The organism is Marinobacter sp. (genome assembly GCF_040904845.1).
Lineage (GTDB): Bacteria > Pseudomonadota > Gammaproteobacteria > Pseudomonadales > Oleiphilaceae > Marinobacter.
Genome location: NZ_JBBDSR010000111.1, coordinates 1 through 18752, shown reverse-complemented (window position 1 = coordinate 18752; position 18752 = coordinate 1). Strand labels below are relative to the sequence as shown.

At 58.3% G+C, this 18752-nt stretch carries 17 protein-coding genes; 7 read left to right on the top strand and 10 right to left on the bottom strand.

What is annotated here, in order from left to right; genetic code table 11:
* Positions 1-30: 30 nt before the first annotated feature.
* Entirely contained in the window at positions 31-765 is a 735-nt protein-coding gene (locus WD429_RS14970; RefSeq protein ID WP_368422984.1) for a ComF family protein, read from the bottom strand.
* A 50-nt stretch (positions 766-815) separates the two neighbouring features.
* Between WD429_RS14970 and bioB the strand changes: the two genes are divergently transcribed.
* From bioB to WD429_RS14940, 6 genes are all read left to right on the top strand, one after another.
* A complete protein-coding gene (gene bioB, locus WD429_RS14965) occupies positions 816-1874 on the top strand; it encodes a biotin synthase BioB (protein WP_368423029.1) in 1059 nt (352 codons plus the stop codon).
* Positions 1875-1917: 43 nt separating this feature from the next.
* Positions 1918-3108, top strand: coding sequence for an 8-amino-7-oxononanoate synthase (gene bioF, locus WD429_RS14960; protein WP_368422983.1), 1191 nt, complete (start codon positions 1918-1920; stop codon positions 3106-3108).
* Between the two features lie 92 nt (positions 3109-3200).
* The gene (bioD, locus tag WD429_RS14955) at positions 3201-3893 is read left to right on the top strand and encodes a dethiobiotin synthase (protein WP_368422982.1); all 693 of its coding nucleotides are present in this window, start codon (positions 3201-3203) and stop codon (positions 3891-3893) included.
* Between the two features lie 51 nt (positions 3894-3944).
* Positions 3945-4190, top strand: a complete 246-nt coding sequence (locus tag WD429_RS14950; protein WP_368422981.1) for a flagellar biosynthesis protein FlgE — start codon at positions 3945-3947, stop codon at positions 4188-4190.
* A gap of 348 nt (positions 4191-4538) precedes the next feature.
* Positions 4539-6338, top strand: a complete 1800-nt coding sequence (locus WD429_RS14945) for an acyl-CoA dehydrogenase C-terminal domain-containing protein (RefSeq protein WP_368422980.1) — start codon at positions 4539-4541, stop codon at positions 6336-6338.
* A 191-nt stretch (positions 6339-6529) separates the two neighbouring features.
* Entirely contained in the window at positions 6530-8320 is a 1791-nt protein-coding gene (locus WD429_RS14940) for an acyl-CoA dehydrogenase C-terminal domain-containing protein (protein ID WP_368422979.1), read from the top strand.
* Between the two features lie 89 nt (positions 8321-8409).
* Here WD429_RS14940 and WD429_RS14935 read toward each other — a convergent pair whose 3' ends face one another.
* The 5 genes from WD429_RS14935 to leuS form a co-directional block, all read right to left on the bottom strand.
* Entirely contained in the window at positions 8410-9045 is a 636-nt protein-coding gene (locus WD429_RS14935) for an endonuclease (RefSeq protein ID WP_368422978.1), read from the bottom strand.
* A gap of 187 nt (positions 9046-9232) precedes the next feature.
* Positions 9233-9496 carry a hypothetical protein gene (locus WD429_RS14930; RefSeq protein ID WP_368422977.1) on the bottom strand — a complete coding sequence of 88 codons (264 nt, stop codon included), beginning with the start codon at positions 9494-9496 and terminating at the stop codon, positions 9233-9235.
* A gap of 101 nt (positions 9497-9597) precedes the next feature.
* Positions 9598-10605 carry a DNA polymerase III subunit delta gene (gene holA / locus WD429_RS14925; RefSeq protein WP_368422976.1) on the bottom strand — a complete coding sequence of 336 codons (1008 nt, stop codon included), beginning with the start codon at positions 10603-10605 and terminating at the stop codon, positions 9598-9600.
* A 2-nt stretch (positions 10606-10607) separates the two neighbouring features.
* Positions 10608-11174, bottom strand: coding sequence for an LPS assembly lipoprotein LptE (lptE, locus tag WD429_RS14920; RefSeq protein WP_368422975.1), 567 nt, complete (start codon positions 11172-11174; stop codon positions 10608-10610).
* 1 nt (position 11175) lies between these two features.
* Positions 11176-13761, bottom strand: coding sequence for a leucine--tRNA ligase (gene leuS, locus WD429_RS14915; RefSeq protein WP_368423028.1), 2586 nt, complete (start codon positions 13759-13761; stop codon positions 11176-11178).
* 192 nt (positions 13762-13953) lie between these two features.
* On the opposite strand from leuS, the gene WD429_RS14910 reads away from it, so the two are divergent.
* Entirely contained in the window at positions 13954-14502 is a 549-nt protein-coding gene (locus tag WD429_RS14910) for a zinc ribbon-containing protein (RefSeq protein ID WP_368422974.1), read from the top strand.
* Positions 14503-14565: 63 nt separating this feature from the next.
* On the opposite strand, the gene lnt is transcribed toward WD429_RS14910, so the two are convergent.
* Genes lnt through WD429_RS14890 form a run of 4 tightly spaced genes read right to left on the bottom strand, consistent with a single transcriptional unit; the run spans position 14566 to position 18419 of the window.
* The gene (lnt, locus tag WD429_RS14905; protein ID WP_368422973.1) at positions 14566-16134 is read right to left on the bottom strand and encodes an apolipoprotein N-acyltransferase; all 1569 of its coding nucleotides are present in this window, start codon (positions 16132-16134) and stop codon (positions 14566-14568) included.
* A complete protein-coding gene (locus WD429_RS14900; RefSeq protein WP_368422972.1) occupies positions 16124-16969 on the bottom strand; it encodes an HlyC/CorC family transporter in 846 nt (281 codons plus the stop codon). The genes lnt and WD429_RS14900 overlap by 11 nt, the downstream gene beginning before the upstream one ends.
* A complete protein-coding gene (gene ybeY / locus WD429_RS14895) occupies positions 16966-17439 on the bottom strand; it encodes an rRNA maturation RNase YbeY (RefSeq protein WP_368422971.1) in 474 nt (157 codons plus the stop codon). The genes WD429_RS14900 and ybeY overlap by 4 nt, the downstream gene beginning before the upstream one ends.
* On the bottom strand, positions 17436-18419 hold the full coding sequence (locus WD429_RS14890; protein ID WP_368422970.1) for a PhoH family protein: 984 nt from the start codon (positions 18417-18419) through the stop codon (positions 17436-17438). Before WD429_RS14890 ends, ybeY begins: the two co-directional genes overlap by 4 nt.
* Positions 18420-18752: the final 333 nt, after the last annotated feature.

The window sequence follows — 18752 nt, the reverse complement described above, 5'->3', positions numbered from 1 at the left end:
ATCGTAATGCGAATACGTCGGCGACATGTTCTATCCAGGCGTGCGTGCCAAGGCCCATACCTGAACGTCTCTGACTCCCGCGTCCAGCAATGTTTCGGTGAGTGCGCGTACCGTTGCGCCTGTGGTAATGACATCGTCAACGATGGCGACCCGCCGTGGCACGGTGCCGGCGATGGTGAACGCCCCCGCAAGGTTCGCCAGGCGCTCCTCCCGGCTCAGCTCCCTTTGGGGGCGGGCGTGCCGGCTCCGTTGCACTGACCGCGCGCACCAGGGAATGTTCAACCGCCGCGACAGGGCCTCGGCGATCTCATCGGCTTGATTGAAGCCGCGCTGGCGTCGCCGTTTGGCGTGCATGGGAGCGGGAATGATCAGCTCGGGTTTTCGCTCGGGGTGGGCGCTGAGGTACTGATCAAGCAACTCCGACAGATCGGCCAACAACGGCCGCGCAAATTTTCGCTGTCCGCGGTACTTGTAGCGTCCGATCATGGCATCGACTGGATACTGGTAGCGCCAGGGGGCCACTGTGCGAGAAAACGGCGGTGCTGTCCGGATGCACTCGCCGCACATCAGGTCGAGCGAAGGAATGGCCAAGGGCAGGGCGCAGGCGCGGCAATGCCATCGGTTAACCGGCAGATCTTCCCGACACCCGGCGCACAAGCCGTTGATTGCATGGCTATCAAGGCAGGCCACGCAGTGGCCGGAGGTTTTTGCGCTGTTAACCTTTTGGCGAACCAAGGTTGACAGCAGTGTCAGTCCCTTTATCATTCGGTTAATCCGTAAACCAGTAAACCTCAGAAGGTTAACAGGCCCATATGATGACCGCTACCAACCTCCGCCACGATTGGACTCTGCAGGAAGCCCGGGAGCTGTTCCAGTTGCCGTTCAATGATCTGCTGTTTCGCGCCCAGGGCGTGCACCGGGAATTTTTTGATCCCAACGAAGTGCAGGTCAGCACGCTGCTATCCATCAAGACCGGTGCCTGCCCCGAGGATTGTAAATACTGCCCCCAGAGCGGTCACTACAACACCGGCCTGGAAAAAGAAAAGCTGCTGGAAATTGAGACGGTGGTCGCAGAAGCAAAAGCGGCCCGCGAAAAAGGTGCGTCCCGGTTTTGCATGGGTGCGGCCTGGCGCAGTCCCACCAAAAAAGACATGCCCTACGTGCTGGACATGGTTCGCCAGGTCAAATCCCTGGGGCTGGAAACCTGTATGACGCTGGGCATGCTCAAAGACAGTCAGGCGCAGGAATTGGCGGACGCAGGCCTGGATTACTACAACCACAACCTGGACACCTCCGAGAAGTATTACAGCCACATCATCACCACCCGCACCTATCAGGACCGGCTCGATACCCTCGACAATGTTCGCAAGGCCGGCATGAAAGTGTGCTGCGGCGGCATTATGGGGATGGGTGAGGATGAAGACGACCGCGTTGGCCTGCTGATGCAACTGGCAAATCTCCCGCACCACCCGGAAAGCGTGCCGGTGAACATGCTGGTCAAGGTTAAGGGCACGCCCATGGAAAACGTGGAAGACCTGGACCCGTTCGACTTCATCCGCATCATTGCCGTCGCGCGCATCATGATGCCCGCTTCCCATGTGCGCCTGTCCGCTGGCCGGGAGGATATGAATGAGCAAATGCAGGCCTTGTGTTTCATGGCCGGGGCCAACTCCATTTTCTATGGCGAGAAATTGCTGACGACCGCCAATCCGGAAGCGGATGCGGATAGGGAGCTGTTTCGTCGTTTGGGGATTCGTCCGGAGCAGCGTGAGCAATGCGCCAGCGAAGAGCAGGAAGAGGAATCGATTGCCGAGGCGGTGGAATATGAGGCGACGCGCCACATGTTTTATGACGCCACGCGCGAGTCCGCGTAAGCCGGGCCTGGCCCTGACCTAGCCCCCAATCAGGATATAATCCGTGCGTGATTTCGCGGCAGAACTTGAACAGCGTAAGCAGGCGGGTCTTTACCGCACCCGTCGGCAGGTTTCCGGCCCTCAGCAGCCATACCTGACCACGGGCGGCCGAAGCCTGTTGTCGTTTTGCAGCAACGACTACCTGGGCCTGGCCAACCATCCGGCCAACCTCGAAGCGCTGCGGAATGCGCTGCCGGCAACCGGTCTCGGCGGCGCGGCGTCTCACCTGATATGTGGTCACCATGATGCCCATCACAAGCTGGAAGAGCGCCTGGCGGCATTTACCCGGCGCAGCGCCGCCCTGTTTTTCTCCACCGGGTACATGGCCAATATGGGGGTCATCTCGGCTCTCGCCGGCCGCGGCGATACCATCTTCTCAGACCGTCTGAATCACGCTTCGATCATTGATGGTTGCATTCTCAGTCGAGCGACCGTGCGGCGCTACCCGCACGCCGACGTGGCGGCATTGGAGCCTATGCTGGCGCAAACATCTGGCCACAAACTCGTCGTCACCGACGGTGTTTTCAGCATGGACGGCGACATTGCCCCGCTCAGGGAACTGGCGGCGGTGTGCAAGGCCCACGATGCACTGCTCATTGTGGATGATGCTCACGGCGTGGGCGTGCTGGGCCCGGAAGGCAGAGGAAGTGTGCCTGCCCATGGATTGACAGAAGTCGACGTCCCGCTTGTGATCGGCACGCTGGGCAAAGCCATTGGCACCAGCGGTGCGTTTGTGGCCGGCCCGGCGGTATTGATTGACTACCTGGTTCAGAAGGCAAGGACCTATATATACACCACCGCCATGCCGCCGTCGTTGGCGGCGGCTACCTGTGCAAGCATCGACCTGATCGAGCGGGACGATGACCGGCGGGCCCATCTGAAGCAACTTGTGGCCCGGTTTCGCAATGGCGCGCGGCAGCTCGGGTACCAACTGATGGATTCAACGACCCCTATTCAGCCTATTCTGGTGGGGGATAACTGGTCCGCCCTTGCCCTCAGTGAGGCGCTGGAAGCCAAGGGGTTGCTGGTGACGGCAATTCGCCCGCCAACCGTGCCAGAGGGTGAGGCCAGGCTGAGGGTTACCTTGAGTGCGGCGCACACCCTTGACGACGTTGACCAGCTTCTGGCGGGCTTGTCCGATTGTCGCAAACACCTTACACCCGAGCCCGCCCTGCAGGCGGATAAGACCGCATGAGTAGGGTACTATTGGATCATTATCCGAAAGCGCCGACCGGGATTGTTAAGGCATCCTATGAGGCGTGCTGGATTTCATACGGTAACTAAACCATGGCCAGAAAAACGTTTTTTGTCACCGGGACCGATACCGGTGTGGGCAAGACAGTTGCGTCCGCAGCCATTCTTGAAGCCGCCAAAGCGCTGGGCAAGCGCACCATCGCCATGAAGCCCATTGCCTCCGGCTGCGACGATACGCCTTACGGCTTGCGCAATGACGATGCCCTGATTCTGCAGGCGGCCATGACGGAGTCTTTGCCGTACGATCAGGTTAATCCGGTTGCTCTCAAGCCGGCCATTGCGCCTCATGTTGCAGCCGAGCTGGCCGGGCGTCAGCTGACCGCTCAACGCCTGGTGGGGTTTTGCCGGGGCCTGCAGATTCAGCCAGCGGATCTGTTACTGGTGGAGGGAGCTGGTGGCTGGCGCGTGCCTCTGAATGACCGGGAAACCTATTCCGCAGTACCGGTCGAGCTGGGCATGCCCGTGATCCTCGTGGTGCCTTTGCAACTTGGCTGTATTAATCACGCCTTGTTAAGCGCAGAGGCGATCCGCAGAGACGGCCTGACCCTGGCGGGCTGGGTCGCAAACCGGCCTGGCCCGGACGATATGAGTTGCGAACAGGAAACCCTCAATTATCTGCTGATGCATCTCGCGGCACCTTGCCTTGGCGTGATGCCCTGGCAGGATAATCCGGTACCGGCCAACCTCGCTCGCTACCTGAATATCGACCCTTTGTTTGAAAATTGACCAAAAATGTGGCTTACTGGTGTCAATTAACGGTCATCAGGTGGGTTGGTCATGATCAATAACACGCTCGGTATCGGTATTCAGGGCATCCAGGACGGAATGATGGGCATGGAAAATGCGGCCCGAAAAATTGCCCGTGGCGGAGCAGATGGACCGCAGGGCACCGCTGATGGTGCAGGCTCTCTGGTTGAACCCATCATCGATCTCAAGCTTTACGAGCGTAGTGTTGAGGCGTCAGCCCAAGTCGTGAAAACAGCGGACGAGACGGTCGGTACGCTGCTCGACATTACTGCCTGAAGACGTCTTCTGGTTTAAGCCTACCCACTGACATTCCAAAACCATGATCGCTGGTGCACTCCCCTCCGTGACGCCTGCCTCCCCCGAGCCCGATCTATAACCGCCTGAAACGGTCTCTTTTTTCTTTGTCCAGCCGCATGATTCTGCCTCCTGCTCGCCCCGCCGGGCCACAATTAGCAACACAAATTTCAGGTCGCGCTATTGACAATTCCGTGCCTCTAAACGTATGTTTCAAACAAGTGTTTAATTTAGACTGTGTTGCATGAGCGTCACAGTGTCTGAGCAAACCCCAAGGCCAAATACTGCAACTTGATTTGCAGATGTGTCCGAAAACCTGAGGTGGATTCCATGCCTGAATACAAAGCGCCCCTGCGTGACATCAAATTCGTAATGACCGAGCTGCTGGACAGCGAGCAGCACTACGCCAATCTGGAAGGTGCCGACGATGCAACGCCGGATATGGTCGATGCCATCATTGGGGAAGGTGCGAAGTTCTGTGAGCAGGTGCTGTCTCCGCTGAACCAGGTGGGTGACAGGGAAGGTTGTACCTGGAGCGAAGACAGTGTGAAAACACCGACCGGCTTCAAAGAAGCGTACCAGCAGTACGTTGATGGCGGCTGGCCGTCCATGTGCGCCGACACCAACTATGGTGGTCAGGGCCTGCCGCACTCCCTGGGACTGGTCATGAGTGAGATGGTGGGTACCGCTAACTGGTCGTTCGGCATGTATCCTGGTCTGAGCCACGGTGCCACCAACACCATCCAGGCCCACGGCACGGAAGAGCAGAAGCAAACCTATCTGACCAAACTGATCGCCGGTGAGTGGACCGGCACCATGTGTCTGACCGAGTCACACTGCGGTTCCGACCTGGGTACCTTGCGAACCAAGGCTGAACCGAATGCTGACGGCACCTACGCCATTACCGGGACCAAGATTTTCATCTCGGCCGGTGAGCACGACATGGCAGAGAACATCGTTCACATCGTGCTGGCACGCCTGCCGGGCGCTCCGGAAGGCACCAAGGGTATTTCCCTGTTCATCGTGCCCAAGAACCTGCCGAATGACGACGGCTCTTCTGGTGAGCGCAACGCGGTTTCCTGTGGCTCCATCGAGCACAAAATGGGTATTCACGGTAACGCGACCTGCGTGATGAACTTTGACGGTGCCAAAGGCTGGCTGATCGGGCCGGAGAACCGCGGCCTGAACTGCATGTTCACGTTTATGAACACCGCTCGTATCGGTACTGCCATCCAGGGGCTGGGTGCGGCGGAACTGGGCTTCCAGGGTTCACTGGTTTACGCCAAGGACCGTTTGGCCATGCGCTCGCTGAGCGGCCCGAAAAATCCGGAAGGCATTGCGGACCCGATCATCGTCCACCCTGACGTACGCCGCATGCTGCTGACTCAGAAAGCCATTGCCGAAGGTGCCCGCGCATTGATCTACCTGACGGCTCAGCAGGCTGACGTCGTTCACAGTGGCAAGACTGAAGAAGAGCGTAAGGCCGCTGACGAAGCCCTGGGCTTCCTGACGCCGATTGCCAAGGCGTTCCTGACCGAAATCGGTTACGAAGCCGCTAACCTCGGCATGCAGGTGTTCGGTGGCCACGGTTTCATTTCCGAGTGGGGCATGGAGCAGAACGTTCGTGATGCCCGTATCGGTATGATCTATGAAGGAACCACCGGTATCCAGGCGCTGGATCTGTTGGGCCGTAAGGTGCTGATGACTCAGGGCGAATCCCTGAAAGGCTTCACCAAACAGGTTCATGTTTTCTGCAAGGAAAACGCCGACAACGAGCAGATGAAGGAATTTCTGGAGCCGCTGGCGGCGCTGAACAAGGAATGGGGTGATCTGACCATGAAGCTCGGCATGACCGCCATGAAGAACCGCGAAGAGGTGGGTGCCGCTTCAGTGGACTACCTGATGTATTCCGGTTACGCCGTGTTTGCCTACCTTTGGGCCCGTATGGCCAAGGTTGCGCTGGACAAGATGGCCGACGGAACCAGCGAAGAAATGTTCTACAACGCCAAGGTCCAGACGGCACGCTTCTACTTCAAGCGTATGCTGCCACGCTCCAAAGCCCATGCCGAGAGCATGCTGGCGGGCGCTGACAGCCTGATGGACATGCCAGAAGAAGGCTTCGTCATTTAAGGCGCGGGCAGGCAGACCCTCAAAAGCCCGCTCTCCCAGGAGGCGGGCTTTTTTCATGAGTTAGGCCTGCCAATAGGGTAGAATATCGTCCTATAAAAATAACCTCGAGCGGACACATAGCCGACCGGCATGCCAATGCACATGGCATCACGCGTGCCGATAGACTGACTGGATTTTTGGAGAGTTTTTAGATGGCTGATTATCAGGCACCTTTACGTGACATGCGCTTTGTTCTGAACGAAGTATTCGATGCTCCGGCACTGTGGGCTTCACTGCCCAAAGTGGCGGAGAATGTGGACCCGGATACCGCTGATGCCATTCTGGAAGAAGCTGGCAAGATCACCAGTGGCGTGTTGGCCCCGCTGAACCGCGAGGGCGATGAGCAGGGCAGTCAGTGGAATGACGGCGAAGTGACTGCCCCGGAAGGCTTCAGGGAAGCCTACCAGACCATCGTGGAAGGTGGCTGGAACGGCCTCGGCGGCAACCCGGAATTCGGCGGTATGGGCATGCCCAAGACGCTGGTGGCTCAGTTCGAGGAAATGATGCAGGGTGCCAACATGGCGTTCGGGCTGGCACCGATGCTGACCGCCGGGGCCTCTCTGGCTCTGAATGCCCACGGCAGTCAGGAGCTCAAGGAAAAATACCTGCCCAATATGTACTCCGGCGTCTGGTCTGGTGCCATGGACCTGACTGAACCCCATGCCGGTACCGATCTGGGCATTATCCGCACCAAGGCCGAGCCCAACGACGACGGCTCTTTCAACGTCACAGGTACCAAGATCTTTATTACCTGGGGCGAGCACAACATGGCGGAGAACATTATCCACCTGGTGCTGGCCAAGCTGCCGGATGCTCCGAAAGGTCCGAAAGGCATCTCGCTGTTGCTGGTACCGAAATTCCTGGTAAATGACGATGGATCACTGGGGGAGCGCAACAGCCTCAGCTGCGGGTCACTCGAGAAAAAGATGGGCATCAAGGGTTCCGCCACCTGTGTGATGAACTTCGACGGTGCCAAAGGCTGGCTCGTGGGCGAGGAAAACAAGGGCCTGGCAGCGATGTTTACCATGATGAACTACGAGCGCCTGGGCGTGGGCATTCAGGGCGTCGGTGCCGCGGAAGCATCACTGCAGAGCGCCCGTGAATATGCGCTGGAGCGTATCCAGAGCCGCGCCCCGACCGGTGCTCAGCAGCCGGAAAAAGCGGCGGACCCCATTCTGGTGCACCCGGATGTTCGCCGCATGCTGCTGACCATGAAGAGCTATGTGGAAGGTGGGCGAGCCTTCTCGACTTACGTGGCGCAATGGCTGGATATTGCCAAATTCGCGGAAGACGACGAGCGCCGTAAACACGCCGAGGGCATGGTGGCACTGCTGACGCCGGTCGCCAAGGCGTTCCTGACCGATCGCGGCCTGGATGCCTGTATCATCGGGCAACAGGTATTTGGCGGTCACGGCTTTATCCGCGAGTGGGGCCAGGAACAGCTGGTTCGTGATTGCCGCATCACCCAGATCTATGAAGGTACTAACGGCATCCAGGCACTGGACCTGATGGGCCGGAAAGTGGTGGGCAGCCAAGGCAAGTTGTTCGAACTGTTCGCCAATGACGCCGCAGCTTTCATCGAGGAAAACAGCGGCGACCAGAATTTGCGCCCGTACCTTGAGCCTCTCGCTGCGGCGATTGAGCGTCTGTCAGACGTAACCGAGCACGTGATCACGCAAGCTGGTGACAACCCGGACGCCATTGGTGCCGCCTCGGTGGACTACCTTGACCTGTTAGGTCTGACTGCGTTGGGCTACATGTGGGCGAAGATCGTCAAAGCGGCAGCGCCGAAAGCCGAGGGCGATACGTCCGGTTTCTACACCGGAAAACTGAAGACGGCCCGGTTCTACTTCGACCGTTTGTTGCCAAAGACGGTGTCACTGGCTGAGGGTATTCGCAGCGGCAGTGACTCGATGATGGCACTGACCGCTGAAGAGTTCTGATCCCTTCGGGTCAGAACCGTGGTTTGTATAAAAAAGGCAGGTCCCCACGGGGCCTGCCTTTTTTTGTGGGTTCATGGCATTATCCGGATTTACAGGTTTTCCAGTCGATTCGGATCTGCCACAAACGGGTTCTGGTTGCCCTGAAGTTTACTGACCTGACGGTGGCGGGTCAGCTCGTTGTCATCGGGAGGGTCTGTGCGACTCCAGGTTTTCATAACCATCGATGTGCCGACCCAGGGTAAATTGTAAGTGTCGACCATGTACGCAACAGTGCGGGCAACATCACCCTTGACGCGGTGGGGTGGTTCAAAAAATTGCGCGCTTTCACGGTTCCCGCACTCGTCTTCCCGGGCACCCGCACCAAGCTGTTCATACCGGGCATTGCGCCGGCGCATTTCCACGCGGCTGGTGACCGGCACCATGTTGTGGAGGTCGGAGGCAATCTGGCGATACCGGTTGTCCTGGTCACATTGGCGGGAGGTGCCGCACCCTAGAGAGCTGCGTACGATGGCCAGGGGATAGATATGGCCTTCTGTCATGGTAAATCCCTTGCTGGTGAACGGAGTCTCGCAGAAAAAAGAAGTACCACCGCCCGCGTGCAAGGTGCCCCAGAACTGATCGCGGGCAACGGTATCGGGATCGCTGAACCGGGTATTCTGACCAGTGACAAACAAAGGCAGGAGCAGGAGAGTAAGAAACAGGGTCGTCAGTTTTGTATTTTTCATGGATTTTTTATACCTCGCAGTGCTGACCAGTGCCTTGGCCGATCAGGCCACCTTTGGATAAATGTTAATCAGCGGTGGTCAAAAAAGTGACACTTGGTTCACTTGCACTGTGAAGTATGGCACAGAGGCTCGGTGAAACAGAGCCTCTGGTGTCGCATTTTGTAGCATTGTGTTAACCGGTTAACGTTTACTTCAAGCGATCGCGGATGCGCTCGTAGCCGGCCCGGACCTCTTCGCCGAGCCTCTTGGCTGTCTGTCTGGCTTCCTGTGTGGCGTCCTCGGTATCATGGAGAACGCTGTCCAGCCTGGACCGAAACTTTTCCCAGTCCTTCTCGAGATCATCCCATTCGTCCTTCACATCTTCCCGGGCCAGGTGGAGCTGGACACGGGCTTCGTCACGATATTGCCTGATTTTTTCCGACAGCTTTTTGAGATCGTCCTGAAGATTCATGCCACGCACCTCCATTGGTTGATGGAGATTCTACAATGCTCCGCATGATAAAAAACTGTCAAGCACGGAAAGGGCCGGGGGACGAGTGGGGTTGATCTGGGTCAGGTTCGAAGGCTGAGATGGGTTGCCATGTCTTCCAGATAATCCCAGGGCGAGAGTGGGTCGAAGCCCTTGGTGGCGCGGTCAATGTTGCTGCAGAGCTCCAGCGCCTTGTGCAGTTGTGGCCGGGCAAGACGCCGGGCTGCCTGCTCAATGGTGCGGGCGCGTTGCGGCTGGAACACGCCGCGCTGTTTGAGGAAACCTGATGGTGCGTCCCGTCGCGCTATGGCCGCACTGAGCTCCATGGTCAGGTGCAGGTCTCGCGTCAAGACCGCCAGCAGCCCCAGAGGGTTTTCCCCTTCCTGCTTTAAGACGCCAATCATTTTGCGTGCATGGGGGGCATGGCCAGCGAGCAGCTCGGAAACCAACTCAAATCCGTTGAAGCGAGAGCTGTCCTGGACGGCCTGCTCGATGACTTCTTCGTCGATGGTTTTATCGCCGCCGAACAGGGCCAGGCGGTCCAGCTCCTGGCTGGCGGCAAGCAGGTTTCCCTCTAGCCGGTCGGTGAGAATGTCGAGTGCGCCCCGGGTCAGTTGAAGCCCTCGGGATTTGGCCCGTTGTTGCAGCCATCCTGAGAATTTGTCGCCATCGACGGGCCAGATCGGGACATGCACGCCTTTGTTCTGGAGTTCCTTGTACCATTTGCGTTTGGTTTCAGCGGCATCCAGCCTGGTGCTGATCAGGAGCAGGATGATGTCTTCCGGAGGCTGCTGAAGAATGCGCTCCAGCACCGCGCGGCCATCGCCCAACTTGCCAGTTGGCAGATGGATCTCGATCCGGCGTTTCTCCGCAAACAGTGATAGCGAACCAAACTCCTCGCCAATGACGCTCCAGTCGAACTGATGGTCGGCGTGAAACGTCAGGCGATCATGGAAACCCGCCTGTTTGGCGGCCGCCCGGACTTCGTCGCAGCTCTCCTGCACCAGCAGGGGCTCATCTCCGGAAATGAGATAAACCGGTGCCAGGGATTTTTTCAGGAGCTGGGGAAGCTGCGCCGGCTGGGTTTTCATGATCAGCGCGCGTCTTCGTTTTCTTCGGCGGCTTTTTTCAGCTCCGTGACACGGGCTTCAGTCAAAGGCGCGAGCCGGAAGATGATCTGTTGGGCAAGCCGTTCATAAAGCTGCTGGCGAAGTTCCTCTTCCTCACGCTGTTTGGCGAGGACGTTGGTGTCATCGTAGCGGTAGGTTTCGCTGCTGTTGAGGCTGGTTTCTGCGATCAGCGGCAGCTCGTCCCGGGTCAGCACATCCATGCGCACGGTCTGGCGCAATGTGTATTCCGCCGCCGAGGCCTGAACGGTTATGGCGCTGGCCCGGCGATCCTGCTCAAAGCCTCGGAGGCGAAGCAGGTAATCCGCTTTCTCCGGGGAGCGCAGGTCAATTTCGCCCAGTTCCAGCTGTTTGTTGACTGCGTCGCAAAGCTCAGCCGGGATCTGTTCGACACAGGAAACCGCCAGCGGTTGCAGGCCCGGGGGCACCGGAGGCGCGCCTCGCAACTGAAAGCCGCACCCCGCCAGAGCGAGCGACAATAGTGAACAGCCAGCGACACTGGCGATTCGGGCCGGGTGCATTTTTCTGGTCATATCAGTTGGCCACCACGTTAACGAGTTTGCCAGGCACTACAATGACCTTGCGAACCGTCTGACCCTCGGTGAACCGCACCACATTCTCGTTTTCCAGGGCCAGCTTTTCGAGGCCTGCCTTATCCATATCCGCAGGCACGTCGGCCTTGGCGCGCACTTTACCGTTGACCTGCAGTACCACCTGAATCTGGCTGCGAACCATCGCGGTTTTATCAGCCGCGGGCCATTCGGCGTCTACCACCGGCGTGTTGTGCCCCAAAGACTGCCACAGGTTGTGGCAGATATGCGGCACGATGGGCGACAGCATCAATACCGCAACTTCCAGTGCCTCGTGGCGAACAGCCCGGCTTTGCGGCGCATCATCGGTCAGTTTGCCCACGTCATTCAGCAGCTCCATGACCGCCGCAATCGCGGTGTTGAAGGTGAGGCGACGGCTGATGTCATCGCTCACCTTGGCAATGGTCTCATGGGTTTTGCGGCGCAGGCTCTTCTGGGCATCGTTCAGGCTGCCCACCTCCAGCGCCGGGATGTCACCGCCAGCCGTCAGTTCACCGGTCATGCGCCACAGGCGCTTGAGGAAGCGATGCGCGCCTTCCACACCGCTGTCCGACCATTCGAGTGACTGCTCCGGTGGGGCCGCGAACATCATGAACAGCCGCACCGTGTCAGCGCCGTGCTGATCGATGATGGCCTGGGGGTCAATGCCGTTGTTCTTGGACTTGGACATTTTGGTGACGCCGCCGACTTCCACCGGCTGGCCGTCGTCATTGTGCACAGCACCTATGACGTGGCCTTTGGCGTCGCGCTCAACGGTGACGTCGGCCGGCGAAATCCAGGTTATTCCGCCATTGGCATCTTCGCGATAGTAGGTTTCGGCCAGCACCATGCCCTGGCAAAGCAAGCGGTTGAACGGCTCGGAACTGGTGACCAGGCCCACGTCCCGCAACAGTTTGTGGAAGAAGCGGGCGTAAAGCAGGTGCAGGATGGCGTGCTCGATACCTCCGATGTACTGATCCACTGGGAGCCAGTAATTGGCGGCGGCCGGATCGAGCATACCCTTGTCGTAGTTGGGGCTGCAGAATCGGGCGTAATACCAGGAGGATTCCATGAACGTGTCAAAGGTATCGGTTTCTCGGGTCGCCAGTTGGCCGTCAAAGGTGGTTTTCGCCCACTCGGGATCCGCTTTGAGCGGCGACTGAACGCCGTCCATTTCCACGTTTTCGGGCAGGGTAACCGGTAGCTGGTCATCCGGCACTGGGCATTCGGTGCCGTCCTCCAACGTCATCATCGGGATAGGTGCGCCCCAGTAACGCTGGCGAGAGACCCCCCAATCCCGCAGCCGGTAGTTGACTGTGCGCTTGCCAATGCCCTCGGTTTCCAGGTAATCCGCAATTTTATCGAAGGCTTCTTCGCTGGTCATACCGCTGTATTTTCCCGAAGAAACCAGGGTGCCTTTTTCGGTAAACGCCGCTTCCTGCACATCTATGTCACGACCATCCCGGGCCGCAATCACCTGTTTGATGGAAATCCGGTATTTGCGGGCAAACTCGTGATCGCGGTCGTCGTGGCCCGGTACGGCCATCAGTGCGCCAGTGCCGTAATCCATCAGCACAAAGTTGGCGACAAACACTGGAATCTCTTCCTGAGTCAGCGGGTTGATTGCCTTGAACCCGGTATCGATGCCTTTCTTTTCCATGGTGGCCAGTTCGGCCTCGGCCACTTTGCTATTGCGGCACTCGCTGACGAATTCGGCAACGTCACGGTGCTGCTCGGCTGCGGCTTTGGCCAGCGGGTGCTCAGCCGCCACGGCCATGTAGGTTACCCCCATCAAGGTGTCCGGGCGGGTGGTGTAAACCTCCAGCACCTCGTCCCGACCCTTGAGAGGGAAGGTCAGTTCGGTACCCACGGATTTGCCGATCCAGTTGCGCTGCATGGTCTTGACCTGTTCCGGCCAGTCTTCCAGATCGTCCAGGTCGCTCAGCAGTTGTTCGGCGTAATCGGTAATGCGGATAAACCACTGGGGAATCTTTTTCTGTTCAACCAGCGCACCGGAGCGCCAGCCGCGGCCATCCACCACCTGCTCATTGGCCAGTACCGTCTGGTCAATCGGATCCCAGTTCACGGTAGACATTTTCTTGTACACCAGGCCTTTTTCATAAAGGCGGGCGAAGAACCATTGCTCCCAGCGGTAATAATCCGGCTTGCAGGTGGCCAGTTCGCGGTTCCAGTCGTAGCCGAAGCCCAGCTGTTTGAGCTGGTTCTTCATGTATTCGATGTTGGCGTAGGTCCACTTGGCAGGGGCGGTCTTGTTGGCGATGGCGGCGTTTTCCGCTGGCAGACCGAACGCATCCCAGCCCATGGGCTGCATCACGTTTTTGCCCTGCATGCGCTGGTAGCGGGAGATCACGTCGCCGATGGTGTAGTTGCGGACGTGGCCCATGTGCAGCTTGCCGCTCGGGTAGGGGAACATGGACAGGCAGTAGTATTTTGGTTTGCCGGGTTCTTCCCTGACTGCGAAGGTGTTGTTCTCTTCCCAGAAAGTGCGGGCATTGTGTTCTACGTCACGTGGATTGTATTGCTCGTCCATTCCTGCCATTACCGAAATTACCTTGTGTGGAAAATAAAACGCTGTATCAAAACGATGTCCGGAGCGGGCCGAACATTCTAACGCACACGCGGCTTAACAGGTAGTCTGCCAAATTCCCGATCCTGTGCCAGACTTAGAGTTGTTGCAGGTCGTCGGCAGGCAGGGCGATCGAGACTTTCACAGGAGCCATTCATGACTGAGCCAGAACGCAGACACCTTTCCGGAAAAGCCCTGGAAGTTTACGACAGGATGCTGGAGCGGGTGCAGTCGCGCCTCGATGAGTTACAGGAAACGTCCTATCAGACACTGGAAGACGAAGTTCGCAAGGCGATTGAGTTTGAATACGAACTGGAGGAAATGACCCGCGAGGAGGCTGACCTGCTGGGAGCCTACCTGCAGCGGGACCTGGGGCATCTGCTGCAATTCGTGGAAGAGACCGGGGAGGGGCTGACTGAGTGGTTGCAGCTGGATATCGCCCTGCTGGAGCATCAGCTTGCCGACCGGTTGCTGTCCGTTGCTGACAGGACACTGATTGACACACTGGAGCTGACGCAGAAGCTCGAGAATCAGGAGGTGGGGCATTACATAGCGGGCGAGGTGGCCACGGCCGGCATGTTCCATTGCCTTAACTGCAGCCATATGCGTTGCCTGACCGCGACCAGCCACCTGGAACCCTGCGAGGCCTGCGGCTCTCATTACTACGAGCGGGTGACCAGCCGCTGGCCCCGAAAATCGGAATAATGCCCTGGATGTAGGTCGGATCAGGCGAAGCCGTAATCCGACAAGTCCCGCCCCAGCGTCGGATTACGGCTTCGCCTGATCCGACCTACGGTTTGGGATGATTCTTTCTCTTACGAAGACGATGAGGATCAGCGCCAGGGTCAATACCGGCCAGGAGCCCGTCAGCATATAGGGTGTGTTGCCGGTTGCGGCGAATACCTCCCCGGTCAGTACCGCGCGCTCGAACTGAGGAATGGTTTCAGCCAGCTGCCCTTTGTGATCGATGATCGCCGTGACGCCATTGTTGGTGCCCCGGAGCATATATCGACCGGTTTCCAGAGCGCGCATGCGGGCGATCTGCAGGTGTTGCAGCGGGCCGATGGAGTCACCGAACCAGCCATCGTTGCTGATGGTCAACAACATGTCGGTGTTTTTAGCGTTACGGGCAACAAAATCCGGATAAGCGACTTCGTAGCAGATAAACGGCATGATGCGTGTGCCGTTGGCCGTCAGTGGTGACTGGTCCGCCGGCCCCCGGCTGAAACTCGACATTGGCAGATCGAAAAAGCCGATCAGGCCACGCAGCCACTGCTGCAGGGGCACGTACTCTCCGAAGGGCACCAGCTTCTGCTTGTGGTACATGCCCTCGCCGTTGCCTATGGCCATGATGCTGTTGTGGAACGTGAAGTCTTCAACACGCTCGCTGAATCCGTACCAGGGAATGCCGGTAATCAGCGTGCTGTCATCGCCCAGTTCTTCGCGGATGTGGTCAATGATCTTCCCCGCCCGGTCCTGGGGAATGGGGATGGCGGTTTCCGGCCATAGAATCAGATTGGTATCCCACATGCCTTCTGTGAGCCTGAGGTAAACAACGATCTGGTCCCGCAGGAAATCGGGGTCCCATTTGATGTGCTGGGGGATGTCGCCCTGCATCGAGGCGAAGGTGGTGGCCTCGTCGCTGACGTCGGTCCATTCGATCTTCGACAGGGCTGGGCCGGTTACCCAAGGCAATAAGGCCAGAACCGCGACTATGCCGGCATTGGCCGTGCGCCGGTTGAGTACCAGCCACCATGCGCCGTAGAGGGCGACACCCGTTGCGGTAATCCAGAAGGTAATGCCATGCACGCCCACCAGAGGGGCAAAACCACCCAGTGGGCCGTCTACATGGGCGTTTCCAAGGTACAGCCAGGGGAAGCCGGTCAACAGCCAACCGCGCACCCAGTCGCTGAGAATCCAGATAGCGGGAAACAGCAGTAGCCGGCGTATCTGGCTTTTTTGAGTGAGTTTGCCCCAGCCCCAGAACCCGATGGCGTGAAACAGCGCCAGGCCGGCGACAAACAAACTCGTCAGCAGGATGGCGACAGGCACTGAGGTATTGCCGTGTTCACTGATGCTGATATAGACCCAGCTGGCACCACTACCGAACAGCCCGATGCCGGTAAACCACCCGGCCCGGAAAAGCTTCTGGGGGCTCAGAGGAACGCAGACCAGCAGGATCAGTGCAATCGAAACCGGCCCCAGCCACCACCACTGCAGTGGCGAAAGGGTCAGGGTTTGCAGCGCGCCAGCAATGGCGAGAACGCAGGCCCCGAGCCATGTGTTGCCGGCCAGGCGCGTATCGGGAAGTCTTGAATGGGTGCCGTTATTGCTCACTTCGAATTACCTGCAGCAGACGGATGACTCGGTTATCAGCGTTCGCAATGGTAAATTGCAGACCGCCAAATGCAACCGATTCGCCCCGCCTGGGCAGGTGGCCGAATTCCTTAAGAACAACCCCACCGATGGTGTCGAACTCTTCTTCATCCAGCTCCGTCTGGAAGAACTCGTTAAAGTCGTCCACCGGTGTGACCGCCTTGACGGCAAAGGTGCCGTCCCCACGGGCCTTGATGTGGGTCTCTTCATCGAAATCGTGCTCGTCTTCAATCTCGCCCACGATCTGCTCAAGCACATCCTCGATGGTGATCAGCCCGGCGGTACCGCCATACTCGTCTACCACAATCGCCATGTGATTGCGGTTTTCCTTGAACTCTTTAAGCAGCTGGTTGAGGCGCTTACTCTCGGGAACGAACGTCGGTGGGCGCAGGATTTCCCGCACATGGTTCCAGTCAAGTTCGTTGTTCAGGGCCAGCGGCAACAGATCTTTGGCAAGCAGCACGCCGATCACATCGTCGGGGCTGTCGCCAATCACCGGGAACCGGCTGTGGGCAGACGAGATGATCTCGCCGAGAAACGCTTTCGGGGCCAGGGCGGCCTTGACCGTGACCATCTGGGAGCGCGGGATCATGATTTCATCGACCCGCATATCAATAACCTGCATGGCACCTTCGATGATGCTCATGGCGTCGGTATCAATAATTTCCTGGGATTCCGCATCCCGCAGGATTTCCAGCACGTCCTCTACGGACTCAGGCCCGCTGGAAAAGGCCTGTGATATACGCTCCAGCCAAGACCTGTTGCCCTGACTGCGACTCGACTGGTCGTCGCTCATGAGTCTTTTTCCGCTTCCTCTGATTCGTAAGGATTGCCAAATCCCAGCTGCTCCAGCAGCCGGGCTTCGAGGGCTTCCATGACCCCGGCATCGTTGTCTTCAATATGATCGTAGCCCTGAAGGTGCAGCATACCGTGCACCACCATGTGGGCCCAGTGCGCCTCAAGCGCTTTGTGCTGGTCCTCGGCTTCCTTTTCAATGACCGGAGCACATATAACGAGATCTCCGGCCAACGGAACCGTTATACCCGCTGGCGCTTCAAATGGGAAGGACAGCACGTTGGTGGGGCCGTTCTTCCCCCGGTACTGGCCATTGAGTTCCGCGCCCTCATTGGTGTCGACGATACGGATGGTCACTTCGGACGGATCATTCCCGAGCCAGGCACACGCTGCCCATCGTCCAAAGGCACTTTCATCGGGGATACCGGGTGCTTCAAAGGCCCGTTGCAGGTCAACTGTCAGCGTGCTCACTGGCCTGGTGTGCTCCCGTCATCAAGGGCGTCATAGGCCTCAACAATGCGCTGTACCAGCGGGTGGCGAACCACATCTTTCGCCTCAAAGCGTGTAAAACCAATGCCTGAGACTTTGCTCAGTACACCGGCGGCGTGGATCAGCCCCGAATTCTGCCCCCGGGGCAGATCCACCTGGGTGGTGTCGCCGGTGATCACCGCGGTGGAGCCAAAACCGATGCGGGTCAGAAACATCTTCATCTGTTCCCGGGTGGTGTTCTGGCTTTCGTCAAGGATGATGAACGAGTTGTTCAGCGTGCGGCCACGCATAAAGGCCAACGGTGCAATCTCGATCACGCTTTTTTCAATCAGCCGGGTCACTTGCTCAAAGCCCAGCATTTCATAAAGCGCGTCGTAGAGCGGCCGAAGGTAAGGGTCGACCTTCTGCGCCAGATCACCGGGCAGGAAGCCCAGCTTCTCGCCGGCTTCCACGGCCGGGCGAACCAGCAGAATGCGCTTTACCTGCTCATCCTTCAACGCCTCCACCGCGCAGGCCACCGCCAGCCAGGTTTTGCCGGTTCCGGCCGGCCCAATGCCGAAGTTGATGTCGTGAGTGCGAATGCTGTGCACATACTTCTGCTGGTTTGCCCCACGGGGCTTGGCCTGCAACTTGGGCGTTTTGATGACCGTGACCGACCCGTCATAGGGGACATCTTCGGGCAGCCGTTCAAAGCCGGTTTCCCGAATGAACAGATGCACGGTGTCCGGCGAGATGTCGTTGGTGGCCTCGGTTTCCCGGTACAGGTGGCGAATAACCTCCACCGCGGCGGCGACATGCTCGGTTTCGCCTTCCACCCGGAAATGGTGGTTGCGGCGGCCGACCTTCACCTGCATGCGGCGTTCAATGTGCTTCAGATGCTCATCAAACTGTCCGCACAGAGTCGTCAGCCGGCTTTGGTCAACCGGGTGCAGGTCAAATTGTCTGGAATCGTTGTCTTTCAAAAGTGCTCCGTTTTGTTTACTCCCCGGGTGTCTTCCGCAGAGCAGGTCTTTCTGATTTGGTGGCAACGGAAGGCGTTCCGGCCCTCTCCCTGATCAATCTATGTGCAGGCCTAAAGCCGAAAAAACAAGTAGGTCGGATTAGACGAAGTCGTCATCCGACAAAGTTCGGCATTGCATGTTTTTTTTGTTGGATTACGACTTCGTCTAATCCAACCTACGCTTTTTCAGGCTCGCGCGCATGCACCGAAAATGTCGGAGGCGAGTGGTGGGAAGCCCCTTCCAAAAATTTCGGAGGCCATGGATGGCCGGAGAGAAGCGCACATGGATGTGCTC